Raw genomic sequence first — 13535 nt, 5'->3', positions numbered from 1 at the left:
GCCGGTGTCTGGATCAACCTGGAGGTGTTCAAGATGACAAAAGTCGTCGATCTGTATTTCAAGCTGCTCAAGTTGCTGATCGTGCTGTGCATGGTCGCGATGATCGTGCTGGTGTTCGGCAATGTAGTGCTGCGCTATGCCTTCAACTCCGGCATCAGTGTGTCGGAGGAACTGTCGCGCTGGTTCTTCGTCTGGATGATTTTTCTAGGTGCCCTCGTGGCGCTCAAGGACCGCGCGCACCTGGGCATGAACAGCCTGGTCAAGCGCTTGCCGCCAGCAGGCAAGCGTGCCTGCCTGGTCATCGGGCATCTGCTGATGCTCTACATTTGCGGACTGATCGTCAGCGGCAGTTGGCAGCAGGCGGTGATCAACCTCAACGTGGTCGCGCCGGCTTCGGGCCTTTCGATGGCGCTGTTCTACGCCGCCGGGCTGGTGTTCGGGGTCAGCGCCACGGCGATCCTGCTGTACGAACTGTACCTGACACTGTTCGGCAAACTGCGGGATGACGATCCTTTGTCAGTCGAGGAAAGCGAAGCCGCCGGCCTCAACCCTGACACCCTCAAGAGTACCCGCCCATGACGTTGGCTATTTTCCTCGGGTCGCTGCTGGGCAGCATGGCGTTGGGTATCCCGATTGCCTTTGCCTTGCTGGTGGTCAGCGTCGCGTTGATGTTTTACCTGGACTTGTTCGACGCGCAGATCATTGCGCAGAATTTGCTCAATGGCGCCGACAGCTTTCCGCTGATGGCCGTGCCGTTCTTCATGCTGGCCGGCGAAGTCATGAATGTCGGCGGGTTATCCAAGCGCATCGTCAACATTGCCATGGCGCTGGTTGGGCATAAGCGCGGCGGCCTGGGTTACGTCGCGATCATTGCCTCCTGCCTGCTGGCCTCGCTTTCCGGTTCGGCGGTGGCCGATGCGGCGGCGTTGGCGGCGTTGCTGGTGCCGATGATGGTGTTGGCGGGGCACAACCGGGGACGTTCGGCCGGGCTGATCGCCGCCGGCAGCACCATTGCGCCAGTGATTCCGCCCAGCATCGGCTTCATCGTTTTTGGCGTGGCGTCCGGCGTGTCGATTTCCAAGCTGTTCCTGGCCGGTATCGTGCCGGGGCTGATGCTCGGCGTCGGGCTGGCCATCGCCTGGTGGTTGATCTCCCGGCGCGAGAACGTCGAGACGGCGCCCAAGCGTTCCCGAGCCGAGGTACTACGCACGTTGCTCGATGGCAGTTGGGCGATGGGCTTGCCGTTGATCATCATCCTGGGCCTCAAGTTCGGCATCTTCACGCCAACGGAGGCAGCAGTGGTCGCGGCAGTCTATTCGCTGTTCGTGTCCCTGGTGATCTACCGGGAGATGAAGATCAGCCAGCTGTACGAAGTGATCCTGTCTTCGGCCAGGACCACCTCGGTGGTGATGCTGCTGGTGGCGGCGGCCATGGTTTCATCGTGGCTGGTGACCATCGCCGACCTGCCGGGCCAGCTGGCGGAACTGCTCGCGCCGTTCATGGACAACCAGACGCTCCTGCTGCTGGTGATGATGGCGTTGATCATCCTGGTCGGTACGGTGATGGACATGACCCCGACCATCCTCATCCTGACGCCGGTATTGATGCCAGCGGTGATCCAGGCGGGGATCGACCCGGTGTATTTCGGCGTGCTGTTTCTGATCAACACTGCGATTGGCTTGATCACGCCGCCCGTGGGCACGGTGCTGAACGTGGTCTGCAGCGTGGCGAAGCTGGAGTTCGAGGAAATAGTCCGGGGTGTCTGGCCGTTCATGATTGCGCAATTTGTGGTGCTGTTGCTGTTGGTGCTGTTTCCGCAACTGGTACTGGGACCGTTGAAATTCTTCACCGGCTGACACCGGTGCTCGCTGGCTCGACCTTTAAAAACAATAACGATCGGAGAGTGACATGGGAAAACTGATGAAAACCTTGCTGGCCGGGGCGTGCGCGACGGGCTTGCTGCTGACCGGCGTGGCCAGCCACGCGGACGAGATCCGTGAGCGGACCTTGCGATTCGCGTTCCAGAACGTCAAGGAACATCCCCAGGGCCAGGGCGCGCAGAAGTTCGCCGACCTGCTCAGTGAAAAGAGCGGCGGCAAGATAAAGGTCCGCCTGTTCCCTGGCGGAACCCTGGGCGGCGACGTGCAAACGGTGTCGGCATTGCAGGGCGGCACCTTGGACATCACCGTGCTCAACTCCGGCATCCTGGCCGCCCAGGCACCGGATTACGCCATGCTCGATTTCCCCTTCCTGTTCAACGACGTCAAGGAGGCCCATGCCGTCATCGATGGGCCGGTCGGGCAGAAACTGGCGGCACAGCTGGACAGCAAGGGGCTGGTAGGGCTGGGTTATTGGGACCTGGGGTTCCGTAACCTGACCAACAGCAAGCACCCGGTGACCAAGCTCGAAGACCTGCAGGGCTTGAAGCTGCGCGTCATCCAGTCACCGATCTACCTGGAAACCTTCTCAGCCCTGGGCGCCAACCCGGTGCCGATGGCGTTCCCCGAGGTGTACACGGGCCTTGAGCAGCACACCATCGACGGCCAGGAAAACCCGTTCACGGTGATCGAGGGCAACAAGTTCTACGAGGTGCAGAAATATCTTTCCGTCACCGGCCACATCTTCAACCCGCAGTCGTTGATCATCAGCCAGAAAACCTGGAACCGCCTCAACGACGACGAAAAGGCAATGATTCGCGCAGCCGCAGCCGAGGCGCAGACCTTCCAGCGTGAAGTCACCGAGACGAGCATGGAAAAGGCCAAGGCGACGCTGGCCGGTGCGATGACCGTCAATGAAATCACCCCGGCCGAGAAAGACCGCTTTCGCGAGCGCGTGAAGCCAGTCGTCGACAAGTTCGCCAAGTCGTTGGACGGGGATCTGGTGAAAATGATGTACGACGAAATCAACAAGGTGCGTGCCGCGCAGTGAGTTGAAGCACCCCCACGGACGGTCCATACGAAGGGCGCCCGGACACTGTCCCGGCGCCCTTCGTTTTGCCTGGGGCGGATGACTTCGATGCGCAACCAGTACGGTGGCGGCGTCTCGTAGGCCCAACCTGATGTCGTTTGTGGAACAGTCATGGCCGGTCGATGTCACAGGCATGCCTCCAGACTTGTTAGGCTATGGCACTTACTCTCGTTTTCACTTGGAACAGCGGGGCTTTTCAGACCATCACGCGCGCGTGCGTGTTGCATAATCAAAGGAGGTTCACGTGGGTAAAGATCCTGTAGACGATCTATCAGGAAAATCCCAGACGCCCGGTACGGAGGGGATACCTGCCCCTAGCGGCGAGGCAAATCTCATCGAAACAGACTACGTCATCGGACAGGACAATTTCCGCGGTGAGTTTTCTTTCTCCCTGGACATCCATGGCAAGGTTTTCCTCATCTCTGCCGCCACCGTTTTGTTGTTCGTCATCGTGACGCTGGCGCTGCAAAATGAAGTCGAGCCGCTTTTCAGCGCCATGCGCGGATGGCTGACCCGGCACCTGGCCTGGTTCTTCATGAGCGCAGGCAATATTTTCGTTCTGTTGTGCCTGGCGTTGATCGTTTCGCCACTGGGCAAGGTGCGATTGGGCGGTCGCGATGCCACGCCCGATCATACCTATGTGGGTTGGTTCTCCATGTTGTTCGCCGCCGGGATGGGCATCGGGCTCATGTTCTACGGCGTAGCGGAGCCCATGTCGCATTATGCCGCCGCGATGGGGGGCGTGACGCTCGATCCCAGCGGGGTACGCACGGACTGGGCCCCCCTCGATGGCGCAGCGGGCGATATGAAAGGCGCTGCGGACCTGGCGATGGCTGCGACGATTTTTCACTGGGGTCTGCATCCCTGGGCCATCTACGCCATCGTGGCGTTGTCCTTGGCGCTGTTCTCGTTCAACAAAGGCTTGCCGCTGTCGATTCGCTCGATTTTCTATCCGTTGCTGGGGGAGCGCGTCTGGGGCTGGCCAGGGCATATCATCGATATCCTGGCGGTGTTCGCCACGCTGTTCGGGCTGGCGACCTCGCTGGGCATCGGTGCCGAGCAGGCCGCGGCGGGGATCGAACATCTGTTCGGCATTCCATCGTCCAACGTCAGCAAAGTGGTACTGATCATCGGTATCACGCTGATTGCCCTGTGGTCGGTTCTGGCCGGGCTGGAGAAGGGCGTCAAGCTGCTCTCGGAAATCAATATGGGCCTGGCGCTCCTGTTGCTGCTCTTCATCATCGTCGTCGGTCCCACCTTGGCCATTCTTACCGGCTTCTTCAAGAACGTGGTGACCTACGCTGAATACCTGCCCGCATTGTCCAATCCTTTCGGCCGTACGGACGCCGAGTTCACCCAGGGCTGGACAGCGTTCTACTGGGCCTGGTGGATCAGCTGGTCGCCCTTTGTAGGCATGTTCATTGCGCGGGTCAGCCGGGGCCGGACCGTCCGGGAATTTCTGATTTCTGTCTTGCTGGTGCCTTCGCTGGTGTCGGTGCTATGGATGACCACTTTTGGCGGGACGGCTATCGACCAGGCCACCTTGCAGGGATTGAGTGGGGTAAAGGATGCAGTGTTGGAACTCAAGCTGTTCGCGATGCTGGAGGCGCTGCCCCTCAAGGAAATTTCCTCGTTGCTGGGCATCGTGCTGGTAATCGTGTTCTTCATCACTTCGTCGGACTCCGGCTCGCTGGTAATCGACACCATCACGGCCGGCGGCAAGGTCGATGCGCCTGTGCCCCAACGGGTTTTCTGGGCGGTCATCGAGGGCGTGATCGCGATTGCGCTGCTGTTGGGTGGGGGGCTGGTCGCCTTGCAGGCCATGGCGGTTTCGACCGGGCTTCCCTTTGCCATCGTTCTGCTGCTGGGCTGTATTTCCCTGGTGAAGGGATTGATGTCAGAACCGCGATCCTGATCGCCTGAAGATTGGCTGGGGCGAGGCGCGCCCCAGCGTTCAATCCCAGAGCTGCCCGACCGCCACGGACGGGCTGTAATGGGTGGCTACCTGCGCTTGCAACAGCTCGGCCGTGGCCAGTGCATCGGTCAATGCATGGTGGGCGTGATAGGTGGGCAGTCGATAACGCAGACGCGTATCGGCCAGCCGGATGGAGGCCGGTGGCCGCCGCAACAGCCGGTCCAGCCAACGGCGCCGACCCCTGACCCGCCATGCCTCCAGCTGCATCGTGTCAATGACCGGAAACTGCAGGCCCTCTCCAAGGTGACGCCGAAACGCCTCGTCCAGAAAGTCGCGCTCGATGGCCCGGTAATGCACCACCATGATTCGCCCCGCCAATGCTTCCAGCAGGTTGTCCATGATGTCGGGGAATCGAGGGGCATGACGGATGTCGGCATGGGTAATGCGATGGAATGTCACCGACTCATGGGTCAGCGTGGAAGGTTTGATGACCCAGTACAGGGCTTCGCCGCAACGTATTCGCTTGAGGGTAAAAGGCATCAGGCCGATGCTGACGATGCTGTCGCTGCGGGCGTTCAAACCAGTGGTTTCCAAATCCATGGCCAGCAATTCCACTTGTTCCAGCGCGGTCTGGCCGTCGATCACCCCTGTCTGGTAGAAACGCTGCAGCAGGGGATGGCGTGCTTGTCGCGCCAGTTGTTCGAAGCGCGCCGCCCAGTCCGGCATCGTCCGTTCGGTCGCTACTCGTGGGGCGTTCATCGGGATGGCCGGGCGTGACCGGGATAGCGGAAACGCAGGAATTTCTGGGCATTGCTCAACACCTGGAAGGCTTCCTTGAGGTTGTGCCGCTCAGCGGTTGAGAAGCGCTCGGGCTCGATGTAATTATCCGGTTTGCGACCCTGTTCGATGGCATCGACCTGGTGCCGTATGCGCACCATCGACAGGAACTCCAATGCGTAGCGCAGATGCTCGATGGCCTCGGGTGGTACCCATTGCGTTTGGCCGATGGCATCGAGCCGATCGAATGAATTTTGCGCCGTGGTGCCACACGCCAGCGCGTGGATGCGGATCAGGTCGGTGAGGGGTGCCGTGCCACGGCCCTTGAGGTTGATGATCTGTTTTTGTTCCCCATCCGTTTCCATGACAAATGTACGAAAGAAACCCAGGGGCGGCGTGCGATTCAATGCGTTGCGCGCCATCGCCGCCAGGAAAGCCGGAGTATCCCTGGACTTCTGCGCGCAAAGCGTCTTGAGCGATTCGACCATGTCCAGCGCGCCATAGACCCCGTCCAAGTCAAAAAAGATGCAGCTGTTGAGCAGGGTGGCGGCGTTCGGTTTCTCGATCCACTGGCTGAAATAGCCACGCCACACTCGCAATGGCTGGCGCCACTGGACGTTGGTCGCCATGATCCCGCCCTTGCAGTAGCTGTAGCCGCATTGGGCGAGCCCGTCGCTGACGAACGCAGCCAGCTTGCGAAAGTAATCGTCATGCAGCGCTGGGTCGAAACGATCGTCCAGCACCAGGGCGTTGTCCTGGTCGGTGACAAGCAATTGTTCGTCACGGGCCATCGAGCCCAGCACCATGAAGCAATACGGAACCGGTGGTGGTCCCAGTTCGCGTTCGGCCAGTTCAAGCAGGCGCTGGGTGAAGGCACGACCAATGCCCGAGATGGCGCTGCCGATCATGTGGGCGGTCGCGCCGTCGCGGACCATGCGAATGTAGGTCCCGCGTAGGTCGCGCAGCAATGAGCGAAGACCCTCGACACTGGTCTGGTTGGAAATACTGTTTACCAGGTACAGGCTGCTCTGAGACTCGTGTCGGATGATGTCCGACAGATTGATCAAGCCCAGCGTGCGGCCCTTGTGCATCACCGGAAGGTGATGGATGTTGCTCCTGAGCATGCACAGCATCGCCTCGAACAACGAGTCATCGGCCTGGATGGCCACCGGGTCGATCGACATCACTTCGCCGATGGTGGTTTCGCCGCTGCGGTTGGCGGCCACAACGCGGGTGCGCAAGTCCCGGTCGGTCACGATGCCGAGCATCTGCTCGGGGTGTTTCCCGGCTGGCTCAAGGACCACGACACAGGAAACGCTTCGTTCGGTCATCAACTGTGCGGCTTCCCGGACGCTGGTTTGCGGCGTAACCCAGACCAGATCCCGGGAAATCAATGCACGGGACTTGAGCTGGATCAGCTCGCTCGCACGGCCTTGGGCCTCGACGGCTGACTTGAGCCTGGAATGCCCCTCGGCCTCGACAAAGTCGGCGAAACTGTCGTGCCGCTCGCATAACTGGGCGAATACATCCGCCGGAATGAAATAGATCAGGCTGTCTTCCAGGGCCTTGGCCGGGAAACGCACCCGGTTGCTGCGCAGCAAGCCCGCCTGGCCAAAGATATCGCCCTCGACCAGTCGGTTGTACAGTTCGCCGCTTCGCCGATAGATCTCGACTGCGCCGCTGCGTACGTAGTGCAGGTCATGAATGGCCGCACCTGCTTCGAGGATCGGGCTTGAGGCCTTGAAATACGCGACTTCGACGCGCCGGGCAATTTCCTCCAGGGTCTCCTGGGGAAGGGCATCGAATGGCGGAAAACGATGAAGGTGCTCACTGATTTCCAGTAATTCGATCTGCATGGGGCCTCGTGACAGTTCTGTTTGAAGGCCCAACATGCCAGACCATGGCGCCGCACACAAACCCGGGAGCGTGTACGGCCACCGGTTCGTTATTGAGCTTGAGGCACGGCCAGCCACTGCCCGATGACTTTCTGATAGCTGCCGTTGGCCTTGCTCAGATGCAACCACTGGTCGACGTACATCTTCCAGGTGTTGTCGTCACGGGGCAGCAGATAGGCTTTCTCGCCATATTGCAGGTAGCGGGTCGGGTTGACGGCGCACAGGCCCGGCTTGAGTTTCTGCTGGTAGAGCGCTTCCGAGGCATCGGTGATCATGACGTCGGCGCGTTTGTCCAACAGCTCCTGGAAGATCGTCACGTTGTCATGGAAGGCGAGCTGGCCCTTGGGCAGGAATGCCCGCACGAAGGCTTCGTTGGTGCCACCGGCCGGCTCGACGAGGCGCACCGAAGGCTGGTTCATCTGCTCGATGGTCTGGTAGCGCGACTGGTCTTCGCAACGCACCAGCGGGATCTTGCCATCCACGTCCAGGGTGTTGCTGAAATAGGCTTTCTTCTGTCGTTCCAGGGTCACCGAAATCCCGCCCATCCCGATGTCGCACTTGCCCGCCAGCATGTCGGGCATCAACGTTTTCCAAGTGGTCTGGACCCATTGCGCCTTGACGCCCAGGCTGGCGGCCAGCGAGCGGGCCATGTCGATGTCGATGCCTTCGTATTCCCCCGATTCGGCCTTGTAGGTGTAGGGCTTGTAGTCGCCGGTGGTGCACACGCGCAGTTCACCTTGCTGGATCACTTTGTCCAGATGCGAAGCCGTTGGTTCGGCCAGGGCGCTGCCGCAGAATGCCAACAGGCCAAAGAGCGTCATCGTGCTTGTTATGATTTTCATGGGATGGGACGCCTCGCAAGGGAAGGGGACAAGACGGGGGAGTGTAGTAAAACTGCCGGCGGGCTGTCACTGGAACGTCGACGCGAATGCTCAGCCTGCCGTGCTCTCGCACGCCTGGAGGTTTTTCAGGTAGGCGCAGAACATATCTGCCATGGCATCGGCATAGCTCTGGACTTCTTGCTGAACGCGAGGCATTGCCGAAAACCGTTTCCCCACGGAGCTGAGGGTAGCGATGATCAGCTCACCGGCCAGGGCGCGGGTTTGCATACTCGCGTCCGGCAGCACTTGCTGCATGAACGCATCCACCGATGCCTGCACTGAAGTACGTGCCGCCTGGTGCTCAGGCGCATCCCGATAAAGTGGCGCAGCGTCGTTGAGCGCGACGCGAATCTGCGCTTCGTCGCACTCGGACTGGATGAACGCCTGCACAAGGGTTCGTAACCGCGAGAGGGGCGGTGTGGAGGGATCTTCCAGAATGTCTCGCAACATATCGCTGGTCTGCCGCCATTCATCACTTTGCAGCCGAAACAGGATCGCTGCCTTGTTCGGAAAGTACTGATACACCGATCCGACGCTCACACCCGCTCGCTCGGCAACGCGGGCAACGGTGAAGCGTTGGGCGCCCTGACTCGCCAAAACCTGAACAGCCGCTTCCAGGACTGCCGCCACAAGCTCGGTGGACCGTGCCTGTTTTGGCTGCTTGCGTGAGGAAATCTGCGGGCTTGGGCGATCGGACATGGCGGCATCGGCCTTGGAAAAGGAATGCGAATAGGAAATACGACGGATTATTCGTATCTTGAATGCGACTAATTGATCGCATTTTAGGCGGCTGCGCAAGCGGCATTCAACTTCACTTCGCGTCCCTTTCCATGGGTAGGGTTATGACTCAAGAAGATATTCATCCGGGTGCCTCTGTGGCGCCCCCGGCAGCCGTCGAAACCAATCCGGTATTCAAATTGTTGCCGCTCACGTTGACCGTGTTCATCGGCTTTCTCACCATCGGCATGCAACTGCCAGTTTTGCCGCTTCATTTGCACGACACGCTGGGGATGGGCACGTTGGTGATTGGCCTGGTAGTGGGTGCACAGTTCGCCGCGGCGCTGCTGTCGCGATCCTGGGCCGGCAATTTCGCCGACCTGCGCGGCGGCAAGCGCGCGGTCATGGTCGGGCTGGTGACGGCGGCGGTTTCCGCTTTGGTCTATCTGCTGTCCCTGGCGTTCGTCGCTACGCCGGTGTTGTCGGTCTGGCTGTTAGTAGGCGGTCGCGTGCTGCTGGCGATCGGTGAAAGCCTGATCGTCACCGGGGCGTTGGGGTGGGGCATCGGTCTTGTAGGGGGGCAGCATGCCGGCAAGGTCATGGCCTGGAATGGCATTGCCATGTATGGCGCGTTCGCCCTGGGCGCCCCGCTTGGCGTGGCGCTCGATTCGGGTTGGGGTTTCATGGGCATCGTTGTGGCGTCGGCGTTTATTGCGCTGTTGGCCTTGGCGGTTGTCGCCGGCGTCCGCGGCGTAGCCCCTACGGCGACCCGGCGCACACCGTTCTACAAGATGTTCGGCGCGGTATGGGTTCCCGGCATGGGCCTGGCGTTTTGCAGCGTCGGCTTTGGTGTCGTGACAGCGTTCATTGCCTTGTTATTCGCGGCCAGGGATTGGGGCAACGCTTCGCTCGCGTTCACGGCGTTCGGTCTGGCCTTCATCGGCGCGCGGCTGTTGTTCGGGCATCTTCCGGACAAGATCGGTGGCGCGCGTGTCGCATTGGTCTGCGTCGTGATCGAGGCCGTTGGGCTGCTGCTCATCTGGGGCGCCGATACGGCATTCATCGCCTATCTCGGCGCCGCGTTTACCGGCTTCGGTTATTCCCTGGCGTTTCCCGGTTTTGGCGTGGAAGCAGTGCGGCGTGCTCCGCCGCAGTCACGTGGCCTCGCCATGGGCGCCTATGTTGCCTTCCTGGATATTTCCCTGGGCATGACCAGCCCGCTGGCTGGTGTGCTGGCCAGTGGTTGGGGCATCGAGGCGGTTTACTTGGGCGGTGCTGTTGCGGTTGCGTTGTCGTTCGGGGTGGCCTTGATGTTGCTCCGAAGTCGGGAAATACAAGTTCAATACAAATCCTGAGCCTTGTTCAGGTTATAGAAGACTTTCTATCTCGCTTTTCCAGACAGGAGCGTTGCTCATGCACGTATTCGTTACCGGTGCCACGGGCTGGGTTGGGTCGGCCGTGGTGCAGGATTTGCTCGGCGCCGGGCATCAAGTCACCGGCCTGGCCCGTTGCGAAGAAAAGGTTGCCGCGCTCGCCGCCACCGGCGCGAGAGTAATTCAAGGGACGTTGGATGATCTGGATGTCCTGCATCATGCAGCGTCGGCGGCGGATGCGGTTATTCACACCGCTTTTAATCATGATTTTTCACGATTTGCCGAAAATGCCGAGCAAGACCGTCACGCGATTATGGCACTGGGCGGCGCGTTGCAAGGCTCCGAGCGACCGCTATTGGTGACCTCGGGCTTGTTCGGATTGACCCGGGGCGCCAGTGAGCTGGAAGTGGTCAGCCCGGCCTCGCCTCGCAAGACCGAAGCCACGGCTAGGGATCTGACCGAGCGTGGTGTGCGCGTGGCGACGGTTCGGTTGGCGCCATCGGTCCATGGCGTCGGCGACTATGGATTCGTACCGATCCTGATTCGTCTGGCCCGTGAGCAGGGCGTATCGGCTTATCTCGGCGACGGTAACCATTGCTGGTCGGGCGTGCATCGACTGGATGCGGCACGGGTCTATCGATTGGCGCTTGAGCAGGGCGTGACCCAGTCCGTCTACCATGCCGTTACCGACGAAGCTGTACCCTTCAAGGACATTGCCCAGGCGATAGGACGTGGCCTGGGAGTGCCGGTCGAGTCCCGAGAGCGCGAGCATTTTGGCTGGTTCGCTCACATGGCGGGCGCGAACATGGCGGTGTCCAGTGAGTACACCCGCGGTTTGTTGGGTTGGGTGCCGAGCGGGCCGGGGTTGTTGGATGATCTTGAACATCCTGGTTACTACATCAGTGCGGAATGATCCCGTGGTCGATCGCGTATTTCACCAGGGCCGCGGGCTTGTCGATGTTGAGCTTTCGGCGAATGCTCAGGCGGTGGGTTTCGACGGTGCGGACGCTGATGTCCAGCTCGCGGGCCATTTCCTTGTTGTTGAAGCCCTGGACCATTTTCTTCAGCACCTGGGTCTCGCGCGGCGTCAGCTCGCTGTCGGTGTGTGGGTCGGTGGCGAGGCGCTGGGCGATCTCGGCGCTGTAGAAGGTGCCGCCGTTGATGATGGCCTCGATGGCGGCGATGATTTCCTTCGACGGCGAGTTCTTCAGGACATAGCCGCTGGCGCCGGCGCGCACGGATTCGCTGACGTACTCATGATTGTCATACATGCTCAGGACCAGGATCTTCAAGCCTGGGTGCTGCCTGCCCAGCAGCCGGGTCAGCTCAAGGCCGTTCATGTCCTTGAGGCCGATGTCCATCAACAGGAGATCCGGCTGGCAGCGTTCGACCATTTCGATGGCCTGTACACCATTCTCCGCTTCGCCAACCACATCCAGCCGGGGCATGACGGACAGCAGGGCGCGGATGCCGTCCCGGACCAGGGAATGATCGTCGACCAGGGCGACGCGTATGGCTGGAGACAGGGTCATCGGCAAGGGCTCTTGTTGAATTCAAGGCGCATCAGCTTTCCGTGGTGGGCATGGTCATGGGCAAGAGGATATCCAGTTCGCTTCGTCCTGGCACCGATGTCATGTCCAGCCGCCCGCCAAAATGCTCGACCCGTTCGCGGATATTACGCAAGCCGATGCCCGTATGGCCGCGCTCGACCTGTGGAACGTTGAAGCCCATCCCGTCATCCACAACGGTCAGGCGCAAGGACTGGCCGGAGCCGAACAGGGTGATGGCGACACGCTTCGCCCCGGCGTGACGCTCGATGTTGGTCAGCGCTTCCTGGGCGATGCGAAACAGCGAGACCGGTGCGCCGTTTTCCAGGCGACAGTCGAATTCGTTGCTTCGGTAGGACACTTCCAGGCCGCTGCGTTGCTCGAATTCGGCCGCAAGCTGGCCGATGGCGGCAGGCAGGCCCAGGGTGTCGAGCAAAGACGAGCGCAGGTCGTGGGAGATGCTACGGATTTCACCGATGGCTTCACCCAGTCGGTCCGTGGCGTTTTTCAAGATGCCCACTCCATTTTCCTGGCCGTTCTCGATGACGTGGCTGGCCAGCTCGAACTGGAACTTGATCGACACCAACAGTTGGCTGATGCCGTCATGCAATTCACGGGATACCCGGGAGCGCTCTTCCTCTTGCAAGCTGACAATGCGCTGGTTCAAGCGCTGCAGTTTCTTGTCGGCCAGGCGATGCTCGCTGACGTTGAGGGTAATGCCGCCGGCGAACACCAGCAGCACCGCGATCAGAGCAATGGCGGCGATCGCCTGCATGGTGGTGTGGATGCCTTGGGCCACTTCGGCGCGGGCCTGTTGGGTGGCACGCTCCACGTCCTCCAGGTAAATCCCGGTGCCGAGCATCCAGCCCCAGCGATCGAGCATCACGACATAGGCCAGTTTGTCGGTCACCTGGCCGGAGGAAGGCTTGTTCCAGGCATAACGCTGGAAGCCTTCACCCGATTCGGCGCTCTTGAGCAACGCCTGGATGACGGGCAGGCCCTGGGGATCTTTCATGTCCCAAAGGTATTGCCCGACCAGTTCCGACTGCCGGGCGTGCATCAGGCTGCGACCCTGGCGGTCGTACACGAAGAAATATCCGTTGATACCGAAGCTGAGCTTGCGCAGCTCTTCCAGTACCTGCTGCTGTGCCCGCGCGTCGCCCTGGCCGTTGTCATACAGCGGCGCGATCAGGCTCTGCGCCATCTCGACATAGTTCTTCAATTCGGCGCGCTTGCTCGCCAGGATGCTGTCTTCGATCAGTTGCGCCTGTTGATCACCCAACTGGCGGTTGAGCGAGATGACCAAGGCACCGATGACAGCAATCGCCAGGACCAGCGGCAGGATCCCGAGAGCAACGATTTTGTGTTTGAGCAGCATCTTTACTCCAGTCCGGGCGCGGCGGGGAGGCGAATGGCGGCATCATATGCCAAACCTGTGCGCGCGGCATAAGACCTGTGGGAGC

12 protein-coding genes are annotated in these 13535 nt (G+C 60.7%); 6 read left to right on the top strand and 6 right to left on the bottom strand.

Annotated elements, in window-relative coordinates; all coding sequences use genetic code 11:
- Positions 1 to 33 precede the first annotated feature (33 nt).
- The 4 genes from J3Q04_RS14055 to J3Q04_RS14040 all read left to right on the top strand — a co-directional run bounded on the left by J3Q04_RS14055 (position 34) and on the right by J3Q04_RS14040 (position 4882).
- Positions 34 to 579, top strand: a complete 546-nt coding sequence (locus tag J3Q04_RS14055) for a TRAP transporter small permease (protein WP_434611162.1) — start codon at positions 34 to 36, stop codon at positions 577 to 579.
- Positions 576 to 1856 (top strand): TRAP transporter large permease subunit, encoded by a 1281-nt coding sequence (locus tag J3Q04_RS14050; RefSeq protein ID WP_420766519.1) that lies wholly within the window; start codon positions 576 to 578, stop codon positions 1854 to 1856. Before J3Q04_RS14055 ends, J3Q04_RS14050 begins: the two co-directional genes overlap by 4 nt.
- 52 nt (positions 1857 to 1908) lie before the next feature.
- On the top strand, positions 1909 to 2928 hold the full coding sequence (locus J3Q04_RS14045; RefSeq protein WP_420766518.1) for a TRAP transporter substrate-binding protein: 1020 nt from the start codon (positions 1909 to 1911) through the stop codon (positions 2926 to 2928).
- Between the two features lie 283 nt (positions 2929 to 3211).
- Entirely contained in the window at positions 3212 to 4882 is a 1671-nt protein-coding gene (locus J3Q04_RS14040; protein WP_434611164.1) for a BCCT family transporter, read from the top strand.
- Positions 4883 to 4921: 39 nt separating this feature from the next.
- Here J3Q04_RS14040 and J3Q04_RS14035 read toward each other — a convergent pair whose 3' ends face one another.
- The 4 genes from J3Q04_RS14035 to J3Q04_RS14020 form a co-directional block, all read right to left on the bottom strand.
- Positions 4922 to 5641, bottom strand: coding sequence for a 3'-5' exonuclease (locus tag J3Q04_RS14035; RefSeq protein WP_434611166.1), 720 nt, complete (start codon positions 5639 to 5641; stop codon positions 4922 to 4924).
- Complete coding sequence (locus J3Q04_RS14030; protein ID WP_434563804.1) at positions 5638 to 7515, bottom strand: DUF294 nucleotidyltransferase-like domain-containing protein; 1878 nt, start codon at positions 7513 to 7515, stop codon at positions 5638 to 5640. The genes J3Q04_RS14035 and J3Q04_RS14030 overlap by 4 nt, the downstream gene beginning before the upstream one ends.
- A gap of 89 nt (positions 7516 to 7604) precedes the next feature.
- The gene (locus J3Q04_RS14025) at positions 7605 to 8396 is read right to left on the bottom strand and encodes a transporter substrate-binding domain-containing protein (RefSeq protein ID WP_434611168.1); all 792 of its coding nucleotides are present in this window, start codon (positions 8394 to 8396) and stop codon (positions 7605 to 7607) included.
- Between the two features lie 90 nt (positions 8397 to 8486).
- Complete coding sequence (locus J3Q04_RS14020; protein ID WP_434611565.1) at positions 8487 to 9134, bottom strand: TetR family transcriptional regulator; 648 nt, start codon at positions 9132 to 9134, stop codon at positions 8487 to 8489.
- 143 nt (positions 9135 to 9277) lie between these two features.
- Here J3Q04_RS14020 and J3Q04_RS14015 point away from each other — a divergent pair, with 143 nt between their 5' ends.
- The gene (locus J3Q04_RS14015; RefSeq protein WP_434563806.1) at positions 9278 to 10507 is read left to right on the top strand and encodes an arabinose transporter; all 1230 of its coding nucleotides are present in this window, start codon (positions 9278 to 9280) and stop codon (positions 10505 to 10507) included.
- A gap of 58 nt (positions 10508 to 10565) precedes the next feature.
- On the top strand, positions 10566 to 11438 hold the full coding sequence (locus tag J3Q04_RS14010; RefSeq protein WP_434611171.1) for an SDR family oxidoreductase: 873 nt from the start codon (positions 10566 to 10568) through the stop codon (positions 11436 to 11438).
- On the opposite strand, the gene J3Q04_RS14005 is transcribed toward J3Q04_RS14010, so the two are convergent.
- A complete protein-coding gene (locus tag J3Q04_RS14005) occupies positions 11425 to 12057 on the bottom strand; it encodes a response regulator (protein ID WP_434611174.1) in 633 nt (210 codons plus the stop codon). The genes J3Q04_RS14010 and J3Q04_RS14005 overlap by 14 nt on opposite strands.
- 31 nt (positions 12058 to 12088) lie before the next feature.
- Positions 12089 to 13450 carry a cache domain-containing protein gene (locus tag J3Q04_RS14000; protein ID WP_434611177.1) on the bottom strand — a complete coding sequence of 454 codons (1362 nt, stop codon included), beginning with the start codon at positions 13448 to 13450 and terminating at the stop codon, positions 12089 to 12091.
- Positions 13451 to 13535: the final 85 nt, after the last annotated feature.

It is taken from the genome of Pseudomonas sp. D4-21 (assembly GCF_051132125.1).
GTDB lineage: Bacteria > Pseudomonadota > Gammaproteobacteria > Pseudomonadales > Pseudomonadaceae > Aquipseudomonas.
This window is presented reverse-complemented; position numbering and strand designations above follow the sequence as displayed.